Genomic DNA, 18,982 nt, shown 5'->3' on the forward strand with positions numbered 1-18,982 from the left:
GAATAGGCCGGATACTCCCTATCGCTCAGCCGCATATCGAACGCACCGTCGATTACCGGCCAAGTGCGCGGCCGGATCAGGGTGTCGCCCGGAAAAGTCGCAGCGAGCGGCCGGTGAGCAGCACGGTGTCGCTCGGGAGGTGTAGACCGGTGGGGCCGGCGCCGTCCTCGGCGGAGGTGTCCACGACCGCCTCGAAACGGGTTCCGTCGGCCGTCCAGGGGGCACCCGGCAGGACGAACGGAAGGGGGCGCGCACCCGCGTTGAGGAGCAGCAGGAAGCTGTCGTCGACCACCGGACGACCGTACGCGTCGCGTTCGGACATCGCGGTTCCCGACAGGAGCATGCCCAGCGATGCGGACGGCGTAAACCAGTCGGTCTCGGTCATGTCCCGGCCAAGCGGGGTGAACCAGACCAGATCGGGCCGGCCCCCCGGCGCGGGGGCCCGGCCGGAGAAGAACGCCCGCTGCCGGAGCACCGGGTGGCGGCGGCGGAGCCGGACCAGGGCGGCGGTGAACGCGCGCAGGTCGCGCCAGGCCGGGTCGTCCAGCAGCGACCAGTCCAGCCAGCTCACCTCGTTGTCCTGGCAGTAGGCGTTGTTGTTGCCGCCCTGGGTGCGGCCGAACTCGTCCCCGGCGGTGAGCATCGGCACGCCGGCGGAGAGCAGCAGGGTGGCGAGGAGGTTGCGCAGCTGGCGGCGGCGCAGGGCGGCGACGGCGGGGCCGGCGCTCTCGCCCTCGGCGCCGTGGTTCCAGGAGCGGTTGTCGTCGGTGCCGTCCCGGTTGGCCTCGCCGTTGGCCTCGTTGTGCTTGCGGTCGTAGGAGACGAGGTCGCGCAGGGTGAAGCCGTCGTGCGCGGTGACGTGGTTGACGGAGGCGTACGGGCGGCGTCCGGCGTGCTGGAAGAGGTCGGAGGAGCCGGAGAGGCGGTAGCCGAGCTCCCGGACGTCGGGGCGGGCGCCGCGCCAGAAGTCGCGCACGGTGTCGCGGTAGCGGTCGTTCCACTCCGCCCACGGCGGCGGGAATCCGCCCACCCGGTAGCCGCCCGGCCCGACGTCCCAGGGCTCGGCGATCAGCTTCACCCGGTTGAGCAGCGGGTCCTGGGCGATGGCGGCGAGCAGCGGGTGGTCCATGGTGACGTCGCCGCCGTCGCCGCGGGCCAGGGCGGTGGCGAGGTCGAAGCGGAAGCCGTCCACGCCCATCTCGTGCACCCAGTAGCGCAGCGAGTCGGTGATCAGCCGGATCACCTGCGGGCGGCGGGTGTCCAGGGTGTTGCCGCAGCCGGTGTAGTCGGCGTAGCCGCGCGGGCGGTTGGGCGGCAGGCGGTAGTGGCCGGCGTTGTCGATCCCGCGCAGGAACAGCGAGGGGCCCAGCTCGGAGCCCTCGGCGGTGTGGTTGTACACGACGTCGAGGATCACCTCGATGCCGGCGGCGTGCAGCGCGCGGACCATCCGCTTGAACTCGCCGACCTGGCCGCCGCGCGAGCCGGAGGAGGAGTAGCCGGCGTGCGGGGCGAAGTAGCCGACGGTGTTGTAGCCCCAGTAGTTGACCAGGCCGCGGGCCTGGAGGTGGTCCTCGCTGACGTGGTGGTGGACGGGGAGCAGCTCGACCGCGGTGACGCCGAGCCCGGTGAGGTGGGCGACCGCGGCGGGGTGGGCCAGACCGGCGTAGGTGCCGCGCAGGGCGGGCGGCACGCCGGGGTGGCGGAGGGTGAAACCGCGCACGTGCAGCTCGTAGAGGACGGTCTCGGCCCAGGGGGTCTTGGGGCGGTGGTCGTCGGACCAGTCGTCGTCGTCCCGGACGACGACGGACCGGGGCACGTACGGGGCCGAGTCGCGGTTGTCCCGGACGGTGTCGGCGACGTCCGCCTCGGGCCAGCCGCGGACGGCGGCGCAGGTGGCGTCGTGGGAGGTGTAGGCGCCGTCGACGGCGCGGGCGTAGGGGTCGAGCAGCAGCTTGGCCGGGTTCCACCGGGCGCCGGTCCACGGGTCCCAGCGGCCGTGCACGCGGTAGCCGTAGCGGGTGCCGGGGAGCACGCCGGGGACGAAGCCGTGCCAGGTCTGGGCGTCCTGCTCGGTGAGGCGCAGACGGGTCTCGTGGCCGTCGTCGTCGAACAGGCAGAGGTCGACGGCCTCGGCGCCGGCGGCCCAGAGCGCGAAGTTGGTGCCGGGGCGGCCGTCCGGCCCGGGGTGGAAGCGGGCGCCGAGCGGCCGCCGGCTTCCCGGCCACGGCACCGCGCCGCCGGGCTGCGCACGTACGGCGGTCGCCGACTCCTGCCCTGACGCCATGGCGGTGCCCTCCCTGACGGGGTGTCCCGGACCCCGTGCGGTCTCTCATTCCCTGTTCGCGCCGGACGGAAGCGGCTGAACACCGTCTTACCGGCAGATGGCGCCCCGGAACCCCACCCGCGGAGCGGGCCCCGCCGGCCTGCCGCCCCGCGGGCGGGGGCGGCGTGTCCTGGGCGGAGCGGCCTCGTTGTGGGGGGTGTCGGACGGAGAGGGCGGGAGGCCCCGGATGTGGGTACGGCGGCTGGCGGCGCTGGGCTGCTGCCTGGCGGTGCTGGCCGGGTGCGCCGTCGGTGGCGGCGTGCCGGAGGGCGCGAGCGGGGACGCCGCGGCGAGCGGGCCGGCCGGTCCGCCGCCGGCCTCCCGGGCGACGATCACCGTGGTGCCCGCCGACGACGCCCAGAACCTGCCGCCCGAGGGCCCGGTCCGGGTGACGGTCGCCCAGGGCCGGCTGGTCTCCGTCCGGCTGGCCGACACCCGGGGCACCGAGGTCCCCGGCACGCTCCTCGCCGACGGCACCGGCTGGACCCCGGACGGCCCGCTGCCGCCGGCCACCGCGTTCACCCTGGACGCCGTCGCCGAGGACGACCAGGGCCTGCGGGCCGCCCAGCACACCGACTTCTCGACGATGGCCCCCCTGCACACCTTCGTCGCCTTCTTCACCCCCGAGGACGGTTCCACGGTCGGCGTCGGCATGCCGGTCTCGCTGCGGTTCAGCCGCCCGATCACCGACCGGGCCGCGGTGGAGCGCGCGATCGCGGTGACCGCCGACCCCCCGGTGGAGGTGGCCGCGCACTGGTTCGGCGGCCGGCGTCTGGACTTCCGGCCCCGGGACTACTGGGAACCGGGTACCAGGGTGTCGGTCGCGCTGCGGCTCAAGGACGTGCAGGGCGCGCCGGGCGCGTTCGGCACCCAGAGCAAGGACGTCCGGTTCACCGTCGGCCGGGCCCAGGTCTCCACCGTCGACCTCGACGCCCACACCCTCACCGTCCGGGCCGGGCGGGGCGGGGCGACGGTGAGCACCCTCAAGGTGTCCGGCGGCGACGCCAGGCACCCGACGTACCGGGGCGTGCTCGTGGTGTCCGAGAAGTACAAGGTCACCCGGATGAACTCGCAGACCGTCGGGATGGGCGACGAGTACGACATCAAGGACGTGCCGCACGCGATGCGGCTGACCGGCTCGGGCACCTTCCTGCACGGCAACTACTGGGCCGACCCGTCGGTGTTCGGCACCGCCAACACCAGCCACGGCTGCATCGGCCTGCCCGACGCCAAGGGCGCGACGAGCGGCGAGACCCCGGCGGGCTGGCTGTTCGAGCACACCGTCCCGGGGGACGTGTTCGAGGTGAAGGCCTCGACGGGGGACGTGGTGCCGCCGGACAACGGGCTGAACGGATGGAACCTGCCCTGGGCGCAGTGGGTGGCCGGCAGCGCCCTCCGGTCCGGCGCGACCCCGACCCCGAGCCCGAGCCTGACCCCGAGCCCGACCCCGAGCCCGACCCCCGCCCCGAGCCCGTCCGCGACGACGGCCCCCTGACGGCCGTTCCCCGACGGCCGTTCCGCGAGAGCCGGTGCCCGACGGCCGGCCGCGGACGTTCTCCACCGCCGTTCACCACCGGCCTCCCCAGGATTCACCCGTTCGGCCCCGCTATCCTGCTTGCCGCGCCGAACCCCGGCGCGAAAGACCGCCGCTCCGGTGCAACCCGTCCGGGCGATCAGCGCGTCCATCAGGATGAACACCGGGAGGGGAGAGACCGTGAAGCCGGTTAGGGCGGCCGACGCCGCGATACGCACCACCGTCACCCGCCGTCGCATGCGTCAGAGCGCGGTGGCGTTGGCGATGGGCGGGGTGCTGCTGCTCACCGCGGCCTGCAACGGCGGCGACGACAAGGACACCGCGGGCGGCGACGCGGCGGCGACCGCGGGGGCCGCCGCCGGGGGAGACACCGGCAGCGGGACCCCGGCACCGGGCCAGTCCGCGGCCACGCCGAAGACCTCGGCCGCCGTGGTCACCGTCGAGCCCAAGGACGGCGCCCAGGACGTCGCTCCGGACGGCGCCCTCAAGGTCTCGGTGGCCAACGGCAAGCTCACCGCGGTCGAGGTGACCGACAAGGAGGGCAAGCCGGTCGAGGGCGCCATCGCCGCGGACGGCAGCGGCTGGAAGCCCAGCGCCGCCCTGGCCGTCGGCATGGCCTACAAGGTGAACGCCCAGGCCGCCGACGCCGAGGGCCTGGTGGCCGCGTCCACCACCTCGTTCACCACGCTGACGCCCGCGAAGAAGGTCTCCACCAACGACAACATCGCCGACAACGCCACCTACGGCGTCGGCATGATCGTCTCGGTGGTCTTCAACAAGGACATCAAGAACAAGGACGCCGTCGTCCAGGGCATCACCTTCGAGACCAACAACGGGACGACGGTCAAGGGCCACTGGTTCGGATCCAGGCGCCTGGACTTCCGCCCCGAGAAGTACTGGGCGCCCGGCACCAAGGTCACCATCAAGTACCGGCTGAAGAACGTCGAGGTCGCCCCGGGCATCTACGGCGACATCGACAAGGACGAGCCGTTCACCATCGGCCGCTCCCAGGTCTCGGTGGCCGACTCCGCCACCCACCAGATGACGGTGACCAGGGACGGCGCGAGCCACACCGTGCCGGTGACCCTCGGTGACGAGAAGAACCCCTCCTGGAACGGGACCATGGTGGTCATGTCCAAGGAGAAGGTCACCCGGATGAACTCGCAGACCGTCGGCCTCGGCGGCGAGTACGACATCCCGGACGTGCCGCACGCGATGCGGCTGACCACCTCCGGCACCTTCGTGCACGGCAACTACTGGGCCAACCCGTTCGGCAAGACCAACGCCAGCCACGGCTGCATCTCGATGCAGGACGAGAAGGGCGGCAGCGACAGCTCGGTGGCGGGCAAGTTCTTCAACGACTCGATGGTCGGCGACGTCGTCGTCATCAAGAACTCCAAGGAGAAGACCGTCTCCCCCGACAACGGCCTGAGCGGCTGGAACATCGGCTGGGCGAACTGGTAGCGGGTCGGCGCGTCCGTCGGGCCCACCGGCCCGGTCCCCGCTCACGGGGACCGGGCCGGTCCGCGTTCTCCGGGCGGGGCGTCCCCCGGACGGCGCAACCTTTTCGCCGGGTGGCGCGTGTATCTGTCGGACACCGCGACACGAGGGAGGGACTCGACGTGAAGTCGATACGCACGGTGGTGGCCGCCGGTCTGGTCGGGGGAGCGCTGGTGCTGACCAGCGCCTGCGGCGGCGGTGGCGGTGGCGGAGGGAACGGCGGCGCGGGCGGGGCCGCGGCCAAGGCGGAGCTCGGCGCGGGCGGGGCCGCGGCCAAGGCGGAGCTCGGCGCGGGCGGGGCCGCGGGGGCCCCGTCGGCGCCGTCCGCGACGGCCCCGGCGGCGCCCGCCACGAGCGCCGCGCCCGCGGTGTCGCAGGCGGTGGTGGACATCCGGCCGAAGGCGGGCGCGGTGGACGTCGCGCCGGACGGCGCGCTCAAGGTCGCGGTCTCCGGCGGCAGGCTCACCACCGTCAAGGTGAGCGACCGGGCCGGCCGGGAGGTGGCGGGCACCATCGCCGCCGACGGCGCGAGCTGGACGCCGTCCGCCCCGTTGCAGGTCGGCACCGCCTACCAGGTGAGCGCGCTGGCGGCGGACGCCGGCGGCGTGGTCGCCTCGGCGGACAGCAGCTTCACCACGCTCACGCCCGAGCGCGAGGCCAAGGCGGGCGACAACGTCCAGGACGGCGCCACCTACGGCGTCGGCATGATCGTCTCGGTCTCCTTCGACAAGGACGTGAAGAACAAGGAGGCGGTGGCGAAGGGCATCACCTTCGAGACCAGCGACGGCACCGTGGTCAGGGGCCACTGGTTCGGCGACCGCCGGCTGGACTTCCGCCCCGAGAAGTACTGGACGCCGGGGACGACGGTCACCGTCCGGTACCGGCTGAAGAGCGTGGAGATCGCCCCGGGGGTCTACGGGGGAGTCGACCGGGACGAGCCCTTCACTATCGGGCGATCCCGGATTTCGACGGTTGACGCCAGGACGCACCTGATGACGGTGGTCGAGGACGGCCGGAGCTCGGTCGTCGAGATCACCTCCGGCTCGCCCGAGCACCCGACCTGGAACGGCACCATGGTCGTCATGTCGAAGGAGGGCGTGGTGCGGATGCGGTCCAGCACCCTGCCCGGGATGACCGGCGAGCCCTACGACCTCCAGGCCCCGCACTCCATGCGGCTCACCGACTCCGGCACCTATGTGCACGGCAACTACTGGGCCGACCCCCTGCCCTTCGGCAAGACCAACGTCAGCCACGGCTGCGTGGGCCTGAAGGACGTCGAGGGCGGCGCCCCGGGCACTTCGGCGGGCACGTTCTACGACGGCTCGCTGATCGGGGACGTCGTCGGCGTGCAGAACTCCACGCGCGGCCGGGTCGCGCCGGACAACGGCCTCAGCGGCTGGAACCTCGACTGGAGCGCCTGGTGACCCGCCACCACGCGTGAGGGCCCGGACCTGGCCGAACGCGGGTTCGGGCGGCATGCGGCATATGCCGAAACACCCCGTGATCGTTTGCTCATTGTCCGTACGCGGCCGCTTGCGTTCCGCAATGATGGGGCGCATGGCGGGTTGGGGCGAAACAGATCAGTCATCACTTCCGGGATCCAGCTTGGTCGCTGACGCGTCGTGGGCACCGTTCCAGGACGTCCTCGCGGCCCTGGAGCGGCTCAGCTCCGACGAGCTGGAGCAGTTGTACGTCGGGAGATTGTGCGACCGGGACTCACCGCGGGAGGTGCGGCTGCCCTCCCGGCCGTCGACCGGGCCGCTGGCGCGCCGGCTGGTGCTCGCGGCCCTGGAGACCTGGGACCTGCACCAGCACCTGGAGGTCGGCGAGTTACTCACCAGCGAGCTCGTCGCCAACGCCGTGCGGCACGCCGCCGGCCGGACGATCGGACTGCACGTGGTGCGCAAGCCGGGCTGGGTCCGGGTGGAGGTGCGGGACTCCTCGCGGGCGCTGCCGTGCATGATCCTGGCGGAGCCGCTGCCGGCCAACGAGCGCGGGCGCGGGCTGCAGGTGGTCGACGACCTGGCGGACCGCTGGGGCGCCGACCTGCTGCCGCGCGGCAAGGGCGTCTGGTTCGAGCTGAAGGTCCGCGAGCGGGTCTGAGCCGGCGGCCGGTCCCGGGTCGGCGGGTCCGGTCGGGTCGGGTCGGGGCGGGGCCGGTGGCCCGGTCCGGGAAAACACGCGGGGCCCCCGGTGTCACCGTGGTCCGGTGGCTGGGGGCCCCTGCAAGTCATCGCGCCGGCCAAGGGGGTGCGTGCCGCGCGATGGACGTCGGCCGTGCCAGGTCGGGCGGGCCGAAGTTCCTCGTGCCGCGACGGGGCGCGTCAGCTGGTGACGTCCGCCGTCGGACAGGTCGACTATCGCACGGATCTCAGCATGTGGGCAAACCGGATGACTTCGATTTCAAGGTTTGTAACTTAGTTCACCTTGGGAATTTGCATAGGTTCACGCTTCGGCCTGAGATTATTCATGATCGGCACGATTCTCCGGGCTCCGGAGGCCGACCGGCGACGGCCGGCGCCGGGGCGCGCCCGGGTCAGGTGCGCGGGGGCGGGACGTTCTCCGCGTACTCGGAGGAGATGTTGCCCGGCGGGCTGTAGGTGCACACGATGTACGTCTCGTACCAGGTGCCGCCGCGGCCGTGGGCGCGGGCGCAGCCGAGGCGGGTGGAGGACTTCCAGACCACCTGGGTGAACAGGCCGGTCGCGGCGGAGAAGCCGGGGGCGTCGTAGTCGTAGTCCCCGGCCTGCGCGTACCAGGCGTCGACGGCCCGGCGGCAGCCGGCCCGGTCGGGGGCGGTGGAGGCGAACCAGGACTGGTTCTCGCCGTACGCGGGGTCGAGACCGGCGTGGCCGCCGGAGAGGCGCTCGTACGTCGAGAGCCGGGCCGCCCGGGCCCTGGCGTAGTCCTGGAGGGCCGGGTCGGGGGACAGCGCCGGGACGCCGTGGCGGGCGCGGTACTCGTTGTGGGCGCGCAGGCAGTCGTCGGCGAAGGCCGCGTCGGTGGCGTCGGGCAGCGCGGTCCGGGCCGCGGCGGGGGTGGTGGCCGCCGCGGCCAGCGCGGCGGCGAACAGCAGGGTGGTGAGGGTACGGACACCGGTTCCGGTGTTCTTCATCCGCGCTCCGGGGGCTCGTGGGGACGCTCTGCCGGCCACGATGGCAGCCGCCGGGGGCCCGGACGGCCCGATCCGGCGGGGTTCACCCGAGCGGGTGAGGGGCCCGGCCGGCGCGCCCCGCCGCACGGCTACGGTGGAGCCGGCCCGAGGGTTCGCACCGCAACGGCCGCGCCCCCGCCGGAGGGGCGGGGGCGCGGCCGTCGGCGGGGAGGGGTCAGCACTCGATGACGTTGACGGCGAGGCCGCCGCGCGAGGTCTCCTTGTACTTGATCTTCATGTCGGCGCCGGTCTCCTTCATGGTCTTGATCGCCTTGTCGAGGGAGACGTGGTGGCGGCCGTCGCCGCGCAGGGCCATCCGGGCGGCGGTGACGGCCTTGACGGAGGCCATGCCGTTGCGCTCGATGCAGGGGATCTGGACCAGGCCGCCGACCGGGTCGCAGGTGAGGCCGAGGTTGTGCTCGATGCCGATCTCGGCGGCGTTCTCGACCTGCTCGGGGCTCCCGCCGAGGACCTCGGCGAGGCCGCCGGCGGCCATCGAGCAGGCGGAGCCGACCTCGCCCTGGCAGCCGACCTCGGCGCCGGAGATGGAGGCGTTCTCCTTGAAGAGCATGCCGATGGCACCGGCGGCGAGCAGGAAGCGGACGATGCCGTCCTCGTCGGCGCCCGGGATGAAGTTCAGGTAGTAGTGCAGGACGGCGGGGATGATGCCGGCCGCGCCGTTGGTCGGGGCGGTGACCACCCGGCGGCCGGAGGCGTTCTCCTCGTTGACCGCCATCGCGTAGAGGGTGACCCACTCCATCGCGTTGGCCGGGCCGATGCCCTCGGCGCGCAGCGCGCGGGCGGCCGCGGCGGCGCGCCGGCGCACCTTGAGGCCGCCGGGGAGTATGCCCTCGCGGGACATGCCGGCCCGCACGCACTCCTGCATGACCCGCCAGATCTCCAGCAGGCCGGCCCGGATCTCCTCCTCGGTGCGCCAGGCCTTCTCGTTCTCCAGCATCAGGCCGGAGATCGACAGGCCGGTCTCCCGGGTGAGCCGCAGCAGCTCCTCGCCGGTGCGGAAGGGGTACTTCAGCACGGTGTCGTCGGGCTTGACCCGGTCGGCGCCGATCGCGTCCTCGTCGACGACGAAGCCGCCGCCGACCGAGTAGTAGGTCTTCTCCAGCACGGTGGAGCCGTCGGCGCGGTAGGCCCAGAGGGTCATGCCGTTGGCGTGGTAGGGCAGCGAGCGGCGCCGGTGCAGCACCAGCTGGCTGTCCGGGTCGAAGTCGATGGCGTGGACGCCGAGCAGGTTGATCCGCTTCTCGGCGGTGATCCGCTCGACGTCGCGGTCGGCCTGGTCGACGTCGACGGTGCGGGGGGAGGCGTTCTCCAGGCCCAGCAGCACCGCCTTGGGGGTGCCGTGGCCGTGGCCGGTGGCGCCCAGCGAGCCGTACAGCTCGGCGCGGACGGCCGTCACCTCGGTCAGCAGGCCCTCCGACTTCAGGCGGCGGGCGAACATCCGGGCGGCCCGCATCGGGCCGACGGTGTGGGAACTCGACGGACCGATGCCGATGGAGAAGAGGTCGAAGACGCTGATGGCCACGGAGGGACGTCCTTGTCTGGTCTCGTGGGTGGTGCCGGCAGGGAGGGAGGACGGCGGTGGCGGGAGGGGGAGGGTCGGGCGCGGTCGGCGGGCTGACACGGGACGGGGCACCGCGCGCACTCTCCAGTGTGCGCGGTGCCCCGGAATCCCCGGTGTCCGGACGGCGTGAGCCCGGTCACCGGCCGCCGAACGACAGGACCTACAGGTTCGGGTAGAGCGGGTACTTCTCGGCCAGGGCGGTGACCCGGGCCTTGAGCGCCTCGGCGGTGCCCTCGTCGAAGGCGGGCTTCAGGGCCTCGGCGATGATGTCGGCGACCTCGCGGAAGTCCTCGGCCAGGAAGCCGCGGGTGGCGAGCGCCGGGGTGCCGATCCGCAGGCCGGAGGTGACCATCGGCGGGCGCGGGTCGTTCGGGATGGCGTTGCGGTTGACCGTGATGCCGACCTCGTGCAGACGGTCCTCGGCCTGCTGGCCGTCGAGCCGGCTGTTGCGCAGGTCGACCAGGACGAGGTGGACGTCGGTGCCGCCGGACAGCACGGAGACGCCGGCCTCGGTGACGTCGGCCTGCAGCAGGCGCTCGGCGAGGATCCGGGCCCCCTCCAGGGTGCGCTGCTGGCGCTCCTTGAACTCCTCCGAGGCGGCGACCTTGAAGGCGACCGCCTTGCCGGCGATGACGTGCTCCAGCGGGCCGCCCTGCTGGCCGGGGAAGACCGCGGAGTTGATCTTCTTGGCGTGCTCGGCCTTGGAGAGGATGACGCCGCCGCGCGGGCCGCCCAGGGTCTTGTGGGTGGTGGTGGTGACCACGTCCGCGAACGGCACCGGGTTGGGGTGCAGGCCCGCCGCGACCAGGCCGGCGAAGTGCGCCATGTCGACCATCAGCAGCGCGCCGACCTCGTCGGCGATCCGGCGGAACTCGGCGAAGTCGAGCTGGCGCGGGTAGGCGGACCAGCCGGCGATGATCAGCTGCGGCCGGTGCTCCTTGGCGAGGCGCTCGACCTCGGCCATGTCGACCTGGCCGCTCTTGTCGTCCACGTGGTACGGCACCACGTTGTAGAGCTTGCCGGAGAAGTTGATCTTCATGCCGTGGGTCAGGTGACCGCCGTGGGCCAGGTTCAGGCCCAGGATGGTGTCGCCCGGCTTGATCAGCGCGAACATCGCGGCGGCGTTGGCCTGCGCGCCGGAGTGCGGCTGGACGTTGGCGTGCTCGGCGCCGAACAGGGCCTTGATCCGGTCGATCGCGATCTGCTCGACCACGTCGACGTGCTCGCAGCCGCCGTAGTAGCGGCGGCCGGGGTAGCCCTCGGCGTACTTGTTGGTCAGCACCGAGCCCTGGGCCTCCATGACCGCCACCGGGGCGAAGTTCTCGGAGGCGATCATCTCCAGGGTGGTCTGCTGGCGGTGCAGCTCGGCGTCGACCGCGGCGGCGATCTCCGGGTCGAGGGCGTGCAGGGACTGGTTCAGAACCGTCATGGTGGGGTCTTCCCGGGAGGAGGGGGGAGGAGGCGCGGGACGGCCGCGGTGCGGCGGCCGTCCCGGCGGTGGCTCAGGCCGAGGGGTTGGTGAGCGCGGTGTACTCGTCGGCGCTCAGCAGCGGGCCGGTCGACTCGACGCGGACCTTGAACAGCCAGCCACCCTCGAACGGCTCGCCGTTGACCAGGCTGTTGTCGTTCTTGACGTCCTCGTTGACCTCGGTGACCTCGCCGGTCACCGGGGAGAACAGGTCGCTGACCGACTTGGTCGACTCCAGCTCGCCACAGGTCTCCCCGGCGGTCACGGTGGCGCCCACCTCGGGGAGCTCCACGTAGACGATGTCACCGAGGGCGTCGGCGGCGTGCTGGGTGATGCCGATCGTGGACACACCGTCGGCGTCGGCGGCGGTCAGCCACTCGTGCTCCTCGGTGTACTGCAGGTGCTGGGGGTTGGTGCTCATGGCGTCATTCTCCAGGATGGGAAGCGGGTACGACGAAGCGGCCCGGCGCGCGGACGTTCCTCGCGGGGGAAACAGGTGGGGAAGGGTCAGCGGGCGCGCTTGTAGAACGGCAGCGCCACGACCTGGACCGGCTCGTGCTTGCCGCGCACGTCCACCGCGACGGTGGAGCCGGGGGCGGCGTGGGCCGCGTCCACGTAGGCCATCGCGATCGGCTTCTCCAGCGTGGGGGAGGGCGCGCCGGAGGTGATCCGGCCGATCGGCTCGCCGTCGGCGGAGACCACGGTGTACTCGGCGCGCGGCACGCGCTTGCCCTCGGAGACCAGGCCGACCAGCACCCGCGGCGGGTTGGCCTCGGCCTCGGCGGCGGCCCGCTCCAGGGCCTTGCGGCCGACGAAGGCGCCCTCGTTGGTGGTCTTGTCGAAGCGCACGACCCGGCCCAGGCCCGCGTCGAACGGGGTCAGGTCGGTGGACAGCTCGTGGCCGTACAGCGGCATGCCGGCCTCCAGGCGCAGCGTGTCGCGGCAGGACAGGCCGCAGGGGACGAGGCCGCGGCCAGCGCCGGCCTCGGTCAGCGCCTGCCAGATCTGCTCGGCGTCGCCCGGGTTGCAGAAGATCTCGAAGCCGTCCTCGCCGGTGTAGCCGGTGCGGGCGAGCAGCACGTCGCGGCCGGCCACCTGGGCCGGGAGGATCGCGTAGTACTTCAGGCCCGGCAGGTCGGCCTCGGTGGTGCCGGCCAGGATCGCGGTGGACTCCGGGCCCTGGACGGCGATCAGCGCGTAGGCGTCGCGGTCGTCGGAGACGACGGCGTTGTAGCCCTTGGCGCGGGCGATCAGCTCGTCCAGCACCAGCTGGGCGTTGGAGGCGTTGGCGACGACCAGGAAGGCGTCCTCGCGCAGGCGGTAGACGATGAGGTCGTCCAGGATGCCGCCGTCCTCGGCGCAGATCATGGTGTAGCGGGCGCGCAGCTCGCCGAGCGCGGAGACGAAGCCGACCAGCGCGTGGTCCAGCATCTCGCCGGCCTGCGGGCCGGTGACGGTGATCTCGCCCATGTGGGAGAGGTCGAACAGGCCCGCCCTGGTGCGGACGGCGAGGTGCTCCTCGCGCTCGCTGCCGTAGCGCAGCGGCATGTCCCAGCCGGCGAAGTCGGTCATGGTGGCGCCGAGGGCGCGGTGGAGCGCGTCGAGCGCGGTGAGGCGGAGGGACGACATGGCCAGGAACTCCTCGGTCGGGGCACTCAGGGGTGCGCACGCCGGGACCGGCCCTGTCTCGGGGGCGGCGGACCCTGCGCGCGGGCATGCGGCGGCTGGGTCTCCCCATCTGTCGTCGAACCTGAGAGCTTCACCGTCCACTGCCCTGTAGGGGACCAGCATGGCGGCTTGCACCGTGGGTGGGCGTACGGCAGGGCCGTGCGCCGCTTTCCAGATGTGCCTAACCCGTGCGGTAGGGGTGCCTGAGAGATTCCGGGGAGGACTTGCTCCTTCGGCGCCGGCTGTGCCGCCTGGACGGGGCACTCCGGACTCTCCCGCGCGGGTTCGAGCGGCCGGTATGGAGTTGGCGGGGCCTGGGTGGATGCCACCGCAGACGCGCACATCATGGCACGTCCGCGGGAATGAGGGGAGGGGGGCCTCCGTCACCGCGGGCCTGACCGCCCGGTGCGGGGCGCCGGAACGCTAGGCTGCGGGCATCGGTGAGCAGAGGACGGTACGGCGGCGGATGGAGTACCCGGTGGAGCAGCAGGGGTGGGGCGGGGCGGAGGCGGCGCCGCCGGGCGGCACGTGGCCGGCCAACGAGCTGGAGCAGGTGCTCACCGCCGCGCTCGGCGACCCGGGCGCGACCCCCCGGGTGATCGAGGTGCTGGCGCGCGGCCAGGTGTGGATCCCGCTGCCGTCGGGCGGCGACCCGCAGGGGCGGTCGCTGGACCTGCCGACGATCGAACTGGCCGGCGACCCCTATGTCCCGGTGTTCTCCTCGCAGGAGGTGTTCCTCCAGCAGGCGCCCGGGATGCCGTTCGCGGTCGCGCCGGTGTGGGAGTTCGCCCGCGGCCTGCCGCTGGGCGTGGGCATCGCGGTCAACCCCGGGGCGGCGGTGGGCATCCCGGTGCCGCCGGAGGGCGTGGCCGAGCTGCGCCGCGGACCGCGCGAGGACCGCTGGGACGCCGGCCCGGATGCGCCGGAGGCTCCCGGCGGCGGCCGGGTGGCGCTGCGCGAGCCGGTGCCGGGCGAGGACCCGGAGGCGTTCCTGACCGCCTGCCGCGGGGAACTCGCGGCGCTGCCGGGAGTGCTGACCGCGCGGCGGGCGCTGGCGAGCGTCGAGGGCGAGCCGACCGTGATGTTCGTGGGCGTCCAGCTGGACCCGCTGGCCCCGGCCGACCCGGGCGCGGTGAACGAGGCATTGGGGCGAGCGCTGGGAACCGCGCCGCTGCCCGGAGGCGTCCACCTCGTACTGCTCGACCTCGCGGACGATCCGGTGGTCGACTGGTTGGTGAACCGGGTCGCGCCGTTCTACGTGCGGGGCTGATCCGGCCCCCGTCCGTCCGTCCGGCACCCGCCGGACGGGGTGCGGGCGGGGCGGCGGTACGAACCCTGGCACGTCGGCGTGGCGGCGGTCGGCGGCCGCCCCATAGGGTGCGTGCTGACGGCCGCCGGGCCGCCGGTGACGGACGAGGAACGAAGAAGCGCAGCGAGGTGGGCGCATGAGTGCGGGATCGGTAGCTGGCGGTGCACCGGGGCCCTGGGGCCAGGCGCCCACCGGACGCCCGGATCCGGGCGCGCTGGAGCGCGCGCTGCGCGAGGTGGCGCCGGAGCGCTACGAGGCCTACGAGACGATGCTGCACGCGCTCGCCGAGGGCCGGGTCTGGATGCTGCTCTGGCACGGCACGCCGGGCAGCGCGGACGCCCAGTACGGGAACATGGAGATCAGCGGCCACGGCTACGCGCCGGCCGTCACCTCGCCCGAGCAGCTGGCGGCCTCCGGCTGGGCGCGGGCCCACGAGGTGATCTCCGGCAAGGAGGTCGCGGCCTCGCTCTACCGCACCCGCTGGGGCCTGTGGCTGAACCCGCACGCCCCGGGCGGCGGGGTCGGCGTGCCGTGGGCGGACCTGCGGCGGGTCGCGGCGGGCCTGGACCGGCTGCCGGCCGGGCCGCTGAAGCTGAGCGAGCCGCAGGTGCCGGCCCAGCAGTTCTTCGCGCTGCTGGAGCGCCAGGCGGTCGAGGTGCGCGCGGTGAAGGCGCTGCGCCGGGCCTGGGTGCGGCCGTCGGTGGGCGAACCGTACCTGGCCATCGGCCTGGACCTGTACGAGAGTTCACCGCCCACGGTGGAGGCCGTGCGGGCGCTGATGCAGCGGGCGATCGCGGTCGCTCCGGAGGGCCTCGCGGTCTCGACGGTGGCGATGGCGGACGAGTACGACCCGGTGGCGCTGTGGATGCGGGCCAACGCGCGCCCGTTCTACGACCGCGAGGCGGGCGGGCACGGCCGGGCGCAGACGGGCCCGTACCCGCCGGTGCCCCCGCCGCCGTACACCGCGCAGCAGGGCCCGGCGCAGGGTCAGGGCTTCGGCTACGGCACCCATCCGCCGGCGCAGGGCTGGCCCGGGCAGCAGCCGCCGCCGCAGCAGCCGTGGCCCGGCTACCCCGGTCGCTGACCGGCGGAACGCGCCCGGAACCGCCCACAGGAACCGGCTTGACGTCACGTCAGGCCGGTTTTTGCGTTTTTCCGGACGATCTCGCCGAAGGGGGTGGCAGACATCTTGACATGGCTGTTACAGCTGTGTGAAGAGGGATATGCCGAAGATCGTGGAGGTGCATGCGGACAGATCACAGTTGGGCATCTGTCGGTTGGCAGGGCTGGCGCAAGCCAGTTCGGATGGCAGAGAGTTCTGCAACAGCCCACCGCGCGTGGTTGGCGCCTCACAAAGGCGAACGCGCTGGCGGACCGCATGATCCACGTGACGCCCATCCCGCGTGGCAGCAGTACTGAGCACGCCGTACCGCTGGGAACACCCCCGTACCTGCACTTCCGCACGTCCGCACCCAAAGCACGTCCGCACCAGCCGAGCCGCCGATCCCGGCGTCCGGCACCCGTGGGCCGGCCACCGTCGGCGAGGGGACCGAACTGACCATGACCGCACCCATCAAGACCGCCGGCAACGCACCGGAGGCAGACGCCGCCGCGAGCCCGGCCAAGAAGATCGAGGGCCGCTCGCTCGGCCAGATCGCCTGGACCCGCTTCAAGCGGGACAAGGCCGCCGTCGCCGGCGGCATCGTGGTGATCCTGCTGATCCTGCTCGCCGTGCTCGCCAAGCCGATCGAGTCGATCTTCGGCCTGGATCCCGACGCCCTCCACCAGGACCTCCTGGACGCCGACCTCGGCGGTCTCCCGCTGGGCGACTGGGGCGGCATGAGCTGGGACCACCCGCTCGGCGTCGACCCGCTGCAGGGCCGTGACCTGCTGACCCGTGTGATCGAGGGCTCCTGGGTCTCTCTGCTGGTCGCCTTCGGCGCGACCGTGCTGTCCAACACCATCGGCACCGTGCTCGGCATCATGGCCGGCTACTACGGCGGCTGGGTGGACGCCGTGATCAGCCGGGTGATGGACGTCTTCCTCGCCTTCCCGCTGCTGCTCTTCGCCATCGCGATCTCCACGTCGCTGCAGGGCGGCGCGTTCGGCCTGCACGGCCTGCCGCTGCACATCCTGGTGCTGATCTTCGTGATCGGCTTCTTCAACTGGCCCTACATCGGCCGCATCGTGCGCGCCCAGACCCTCTCGCTGCGCGAGCGCGAGTTCGTGCACGCGGCCCGCAGCCTGGGTGCCCGGGGCCCGTTCATCCTGTTCAGGGAGCTGCTGCCCAACCTGGTCGGCCCGATCCTGGTCTACGCGACCCTGCTGATCCCGACCAACATCCTCTTCGAGGCCGGTCTGAGCTTCCTCGGCGTCGGCATCCAGCCCCCGCAGGCCTCCTGGGGCGGGATGCTCCAGGACGCGATCCGGTACTACCAGGTGGATCCCCAGTACATGGTGGTCCCCGGTCTGGCGATCTTCATCACCGTGCTCGCCTTCAACCTGCTCGGCGACGGGCTGCGTGACGCCCTCGATCCCAAGAACAACTGACCGAGCGTCAGGATCCCTCGTACAGCCACCACTTCCCCAAGGGGTTGATCTCACCCATGCGTAGGTCCCGTACCGTCGCGCTGACCGCCATGGCCGCTGCCGCGGTCCTGGTCGTCACCGGCTGCTCGTCGAGCTCGAAGAGCGGCGACGCCAAGTCCACCGCCACCGGCACCGAGGCCGCGGGCGGCTCCGGGGCCAACGCGGCCACCAAGAACATCGTCAACGCCTCGGACAAGAAGGGCGGGACGGTCACCTTCGAGATGAAGGGCACCCCGGACTCGCTCGACCCGGGCAACACGTACTACGCCTACATCTACAACTTCTCGCGCCTGTACGGGCGTCCGCTCACCACCTTCCAGCCGGGCGCCGGCGAGGCGGGCAATAAGCTCGTCCCGGACCTCGCCGAGTCGCTCGGCCAGGTCAGCGCGGACGGCCTCACCTGGACGTACAAGCTGCGCAAGGGCCTGAAGTACGACGACGGCACCCCGATCACCTCGAAGGACGTCAAGTACGCCGTCGAGCGCTCCAACTTCGCGCCGGACGTGAACTCCAACGGCCCGACGTACTTCAAGGAGCTGCTGGTCGACAACGAGGGCACGCCGTACGCGGGCCCGTACAAGGACAAGACCGGCGACCTGAAGTCGATCGAGACGCCGGACGACACCACGATCGTCTTCCACCTGAAGCACGCCTTCGCGGACTTCGACTACCTGGTCAGCGCCCCGCAGACGGCCCCGGTGCCGCAGGCCAAGGACACCGGCGCCGACTACGTGAAGAAGATCGTCTCGTCCGGCTCCTTCAAGTTCGAGTCCTACGAGGACGGCAAGCAGGCCGTCCTGGTCCCGAACACCAACTGGGACCCGAGCACCGACCCGATCCGCAAGCAGCTGCCGGACAAGATCGTGCTCAAGATGAACATCGACCAGTCCACCATCGACAAGGACCTGCTGGCCGGCAACGCCCAGGTCGACCTGGTGGGCGGCGGTGTCGACCCGCAGACCCAGGCGCAGATCCTGCAGAACCCGAAGCTCAAGGCGAACACCGACAACGCCTACGGCGGCCGCCTGGTCTACATGGCGATCAACACCGACGTCGCGCCGTTCGACAACATCGAGTGCCGCAAGGCCGTGCAGTACGCGGTCGACAAGGTCTCGGTGCAGACCTCGCTCGGCGGCCCGATCCGCGGCCAGGTCGCCAACACCGTGCTCCCGCCGGACATCCCGGGCCACCAGGACTTCAACGCCTGGGAGACCAAGGACAACAAGGGCGACGAGGCCAAGGCCAAGGAGGCCCTGAAGGCCTGCGGCAAGGACGGCGGCTTCAGCACCGTGCTCTCCGCCCGCACCGAGCGCGCCACCGAGGTCGCCGCCGCGACCTCGATCCAGGCCGCGCTGAAGAAGGTCGGCATCAACGCCGAGATCCAGCAGTACCCGCAGGGCAAGTACCTGGCCGACAGCGCGGGCGCCCCGGCGTTCGCCAAGGAGCACAACATCGGCCTGATGATGATGCAGTGGGGCGCCGACTGGCCGACCGGCTACGGCTTCCTGCAGCAGATCGTCGACGGCCGCGCGATCAAGGCCTCGGGCAACAGCAACCTGGCCTCGCTGAACGACCCCGCGGTCAACAAGCTGCTCGACGACGCCGCGACCAACCCGGACCGGGCGGCCCGCGAGAAGATCTACGGCGACATCGACAAGAAGGTCATGGACCAGGCGGTCTACGTCCCGCTGACCTACTTCAAGGTCTTCCTGTACCGCCCGGACAACGCCACCAACCTCGCGTCCACGCCGGCCTTCTCGGGTGAGTACGACTACCTGAACATCGGCACCAAGTAAGAGCCTGGCTCCGCATCCCTGAAGGCAGGTGAAGGCAGCGGCGCCCGCCGCCGTCCGGA

At 72.4% G+C, this 18,982-nt stretch carries 14 protein-coding genes and 1 riboswitch; of the genes, 8 read left to right on the forward strand and 6 right to left on the reverse strand.

The genetic code is table 11. The features are described from left to right. Positions 1-76: 76 nt before the first annotated feature. Positions 77-2,284, reverse strand: coding sequence for a glycogen debranching protein GlgX (glgX, locus tag ACFVVL_RS22860; protein ID WP_387678009.1), 2,208 nt, complete (start codon positions 2,282-2,284; stop codon positions 77-79). 226 nt (positions 2,285-2,510) lie between these two features. Between glgX and ACFVVL_RS22865 the strand changes: the two genes are divergently transcribed. From ACFVVL_RS22865 to ACFVVL_RS22880, 4 genes are all read left to right on the forward strand, one after another. After that, entirely contained in the window at positions 2,511-3,818 is a 1,308-nt protein-coding gene (locus ACFVVL_RS22865; RefSeq protein ID WP_387678012.1) for an Ig-like domain-containing protein, read from the forward strand. A 276-nt stretch (positions 3,819-4,094) separates the two neighbouring features. Beyond that, positions 4,095-5,321: an Ig-like domain-containing protein gene (locus ACFVVL_RS22870; protein WP_387678060.1), complete on the forward strand. Its 1,227-nt coding sequence runs from the start codon at positions 4,095-4,097 to the stop codon at positions 5,319-5,321. A 158-nt stretch (positions 5,322-5,479) separates the two neighbouring features. Beyond that, the gene (locus ACFVVL_RS22875; RefSeq protein ID WP_387678015.1) at positions 5,480-6,781 is read left to right on the forward strand and encodes an Ig-like domain-containing protein; all 1,302 of its coding nucleotides are present in this window, start codon (positions 5,480-5,482) and stop codon (positions 6,779-6,781) included. A gap of 181 nt (positions 6,782-6,962) precedes the next feature. Then, a complete protein-coding gene (locus ACFVVL_RS22880; protein WP_380286674.1) occupies positions 6,963-7,460 on the forward strand; it encodes an ATP-binding protein in 498 nt (165 codons plus the stop codon). A gap of 433 nt (positions 7,461-7,893) precedes the next feature. Here ACFVVL_RS22880 and ACFVVL_RS22885 read toward each other — a convergent pair whose 3' ends face one another. The 5 genes from ACFVVL_RS22885 to gcvT all read right to left on the reverse strand — a co-directional run bounded on the left by ACFVVL_RS22885 (position 7,894) and on the right by gcvT (position 13,190). Next, on the reverse strand, positions 7,894-8,472 hold the full coding sequence (locus ACFVVL_RS22885; protein ID WP_387678018.1) for a CAP family protein: 579 nt from the start codon (positions 8,470-8,472) through the stop codon (positions 7,894-7,896). 214 nt (positions 8,473-8,686) lie between these two features. Further along, positions 8,687-10,054: an L-serine ammonia-lyase gene (locus ACFVVL_RS22890; RefSeq protein ID WP_380286671.1), complete on the reverse strand. Its 1,368-nt coding sequence runs from the start codon at positions 10,052-10,054 to the stop codon at positions 8,687-8,689. Between the two features lie 199 nt (positions 10,055-10,253). After that, positions 10,254-11,522, reverse strand: coding sequence for a serine hydroxymethyltransferase (gene glyA / locus ACFVVL_RS22895; protein WP_380286670.1), 1,269 nt, complete (start codon positions 11,520-11,522; stop codon positions 10,254-10,256). 73 nt (positions 11,523-11,595) lie between these two features. Next, on the reverse strand, positions 11,596-11,982 hold the full coding sequence (gene gcvH / locus ACFVVL_RS22900) for a glycine cleavage system protein GcvH (protein WP_380422808.1): 387 nt from the start codon (positions 11,980-11,982) through the stop codon (positions 11,596-11,598). A gap of 86 nt (positions 11,983-12,068) precedes the next feature. Further along, positions 12,069-13,190 (reverse strand): glycine cleavage system aminomethyltransferase GcvT, encoded by a 1,122-nt coding sequence (gene gcvT / locus ACFVVL_RS22905; RefSeq protein WP_387678022.1) that lies wholly within the window; start codon positions 13,188-13,190, stop codon positions 12,069-12,071. A gap of 220 nt (positions 13,191-13,410) precedes the next feature. Further along, a riboswitch (glycine riboswitch) is annotated at positions 13,411-13,517 on the reverse strand. Positions 13,518-13,695: 178 nt separating this feature from the next. Here gcvT and ACFVVL_RS22910 point away from each other — a divergent pair. The 4 genes from ACFVVL_RS22910 to ACFVVL_RS22925 all read left to right on the forward strand — a co-directional run bounded on the left by ACFVVL_RS22910 (position 13,696) and on the right by ACFVVL_RS22925 (position 18,923). Further along, the gene (locus ACFVVL_RS22910; RefSeq protein WP_380286668.1) at positions 13,696-14,499 is read left to right on the forward strand and encodes an enhanced serine sensitivity protein SseB; all 804 of its coding nucleotides are present in this window, start codon (positions 13,696-13,698) and stop codon (positions 14,497-14,499) included. A 175-nt stretch (positions 14,500-14,674) separates the two neighbouring features. Then, positions 14,675-15,622 (forward strand): enhanced serine sensitivity protein SseB C-terminal domain-containing protein, encoded by a 948-nt coding sequence (locus ACFVVL_RS22915; RefSeq protein WP_380286667.1) that lies wholly within the window; start codon positions 14,675-14,677, stop codon positions 15,620-15,622. Between the two features lie 476 nt (positions 15,623-16,098). Beyond that, complete coding sequence (locus ACFVVL_RS22920) at positions 16,099-17,088, forward strand: ABC transporter permease (protein WP_380286666.1); 990 nt, start codon at positions 16,099-16,101, stop codon at positions 17,086-17,088. Between the two features lie 56 nt (positions 17,089-17,144). Continuing rightward, a complete protein-coding gene (locus ACFVVL_RS22925; protein WP_380286665.1) occupies positions 17,145-18,923 on the forward strand; it encodes an ABC transporter substrate-binding protein in 1,779 nt (592 codons plus the stop codon). The last annotated feature ends 59 nt before the right edge of the window (positions 18,924-18,982 follow it).

This window comes from Kitasatospora sp. NPDC058115 (assembly GCF_042884635.1).
Classification (GTDB): domain Bacteria; phylum Actinomycetota; class Actinomycetes; order Streptomycetales; family Streptomycetaceae; genus Kitasatospora.

Coding starts and splice junctions, on each gene's coding strand:
- glgX (WP_387678009.1), bottom strand. CDS start 2,284: ATGGCGTCAGGGCAGGAGTCGGCGACCGCCGTACGTGCGCAGCCCGGC.
- ACFVVL_RS22865 (WP_387678012.1), top strand. CDS start 2,511: ATGTGGGTACGGCGGCTGGCGGCGCTGGGCTGCTGCCTGGCGGTGCTG.
- ACFVVL_RS22870 (WP_387678060.1), top strand. CDS start 4,095: ATGCGTCAGAGCGCGGTGGCGTTGGCGATGGGCGGGGTGCTGCTGCTC.
- ACFVVL_RS22885 (WP_387678018.1), bottom strand. CDS start 8,472: ATGAAGAACACCGGAACCGGTGTCCGTACCCTCACCACCCTGCTGTTC.
- glyA (WP_380286670.1), bottom strand. CDS start 11,522: ATGACGGTTCTGAACCAGTCCCTGCACGCCCTCGACCCGGAGATCGCC.
- gcvH (WP_380422808.1), bottom strand. CDS start 11,982: ATGAGCACCAACCCCCAGCACCTGCAGTACACCGAGGAGCACGAGTGG.
- gcvT (WP_387678022.1), bottom strand. CDS start 13,190: ATGTCGTCCCTCCGCCTCACCGCGCTCGACGCGCTCCACCGCGCCCTC.
- ACFVVL_RS22910 (WP_380286668.1), top strand. CDS start 13,696: ATGGAGTACCCGGTGGAGCAGCAGGGGTGGGGCGGGGCGGAGGCGGCG.
- ACFVVL_RS22915 (WP_380286667.1), top strand. CDS start 14,675: ATGAGTGCGGGATCGGTAGCTGGCGGTGCACCGGGGCCCTGGGGCCAG.
- ACFVVL_RS22920 (WP_380286666.1), top strand. CDS start 16,099: ATGACCGCACCCATCAAGACCGCCGGCAACGCACCGGAGGCAGACGCC.
- ACFVVL_RS22925 (WP_380286665.1), top strand. CDS start 17,145: ATGCGTAGGTCCCGTACCGTCGCGCTGACCGCCATGGCCGCTGCCGCG.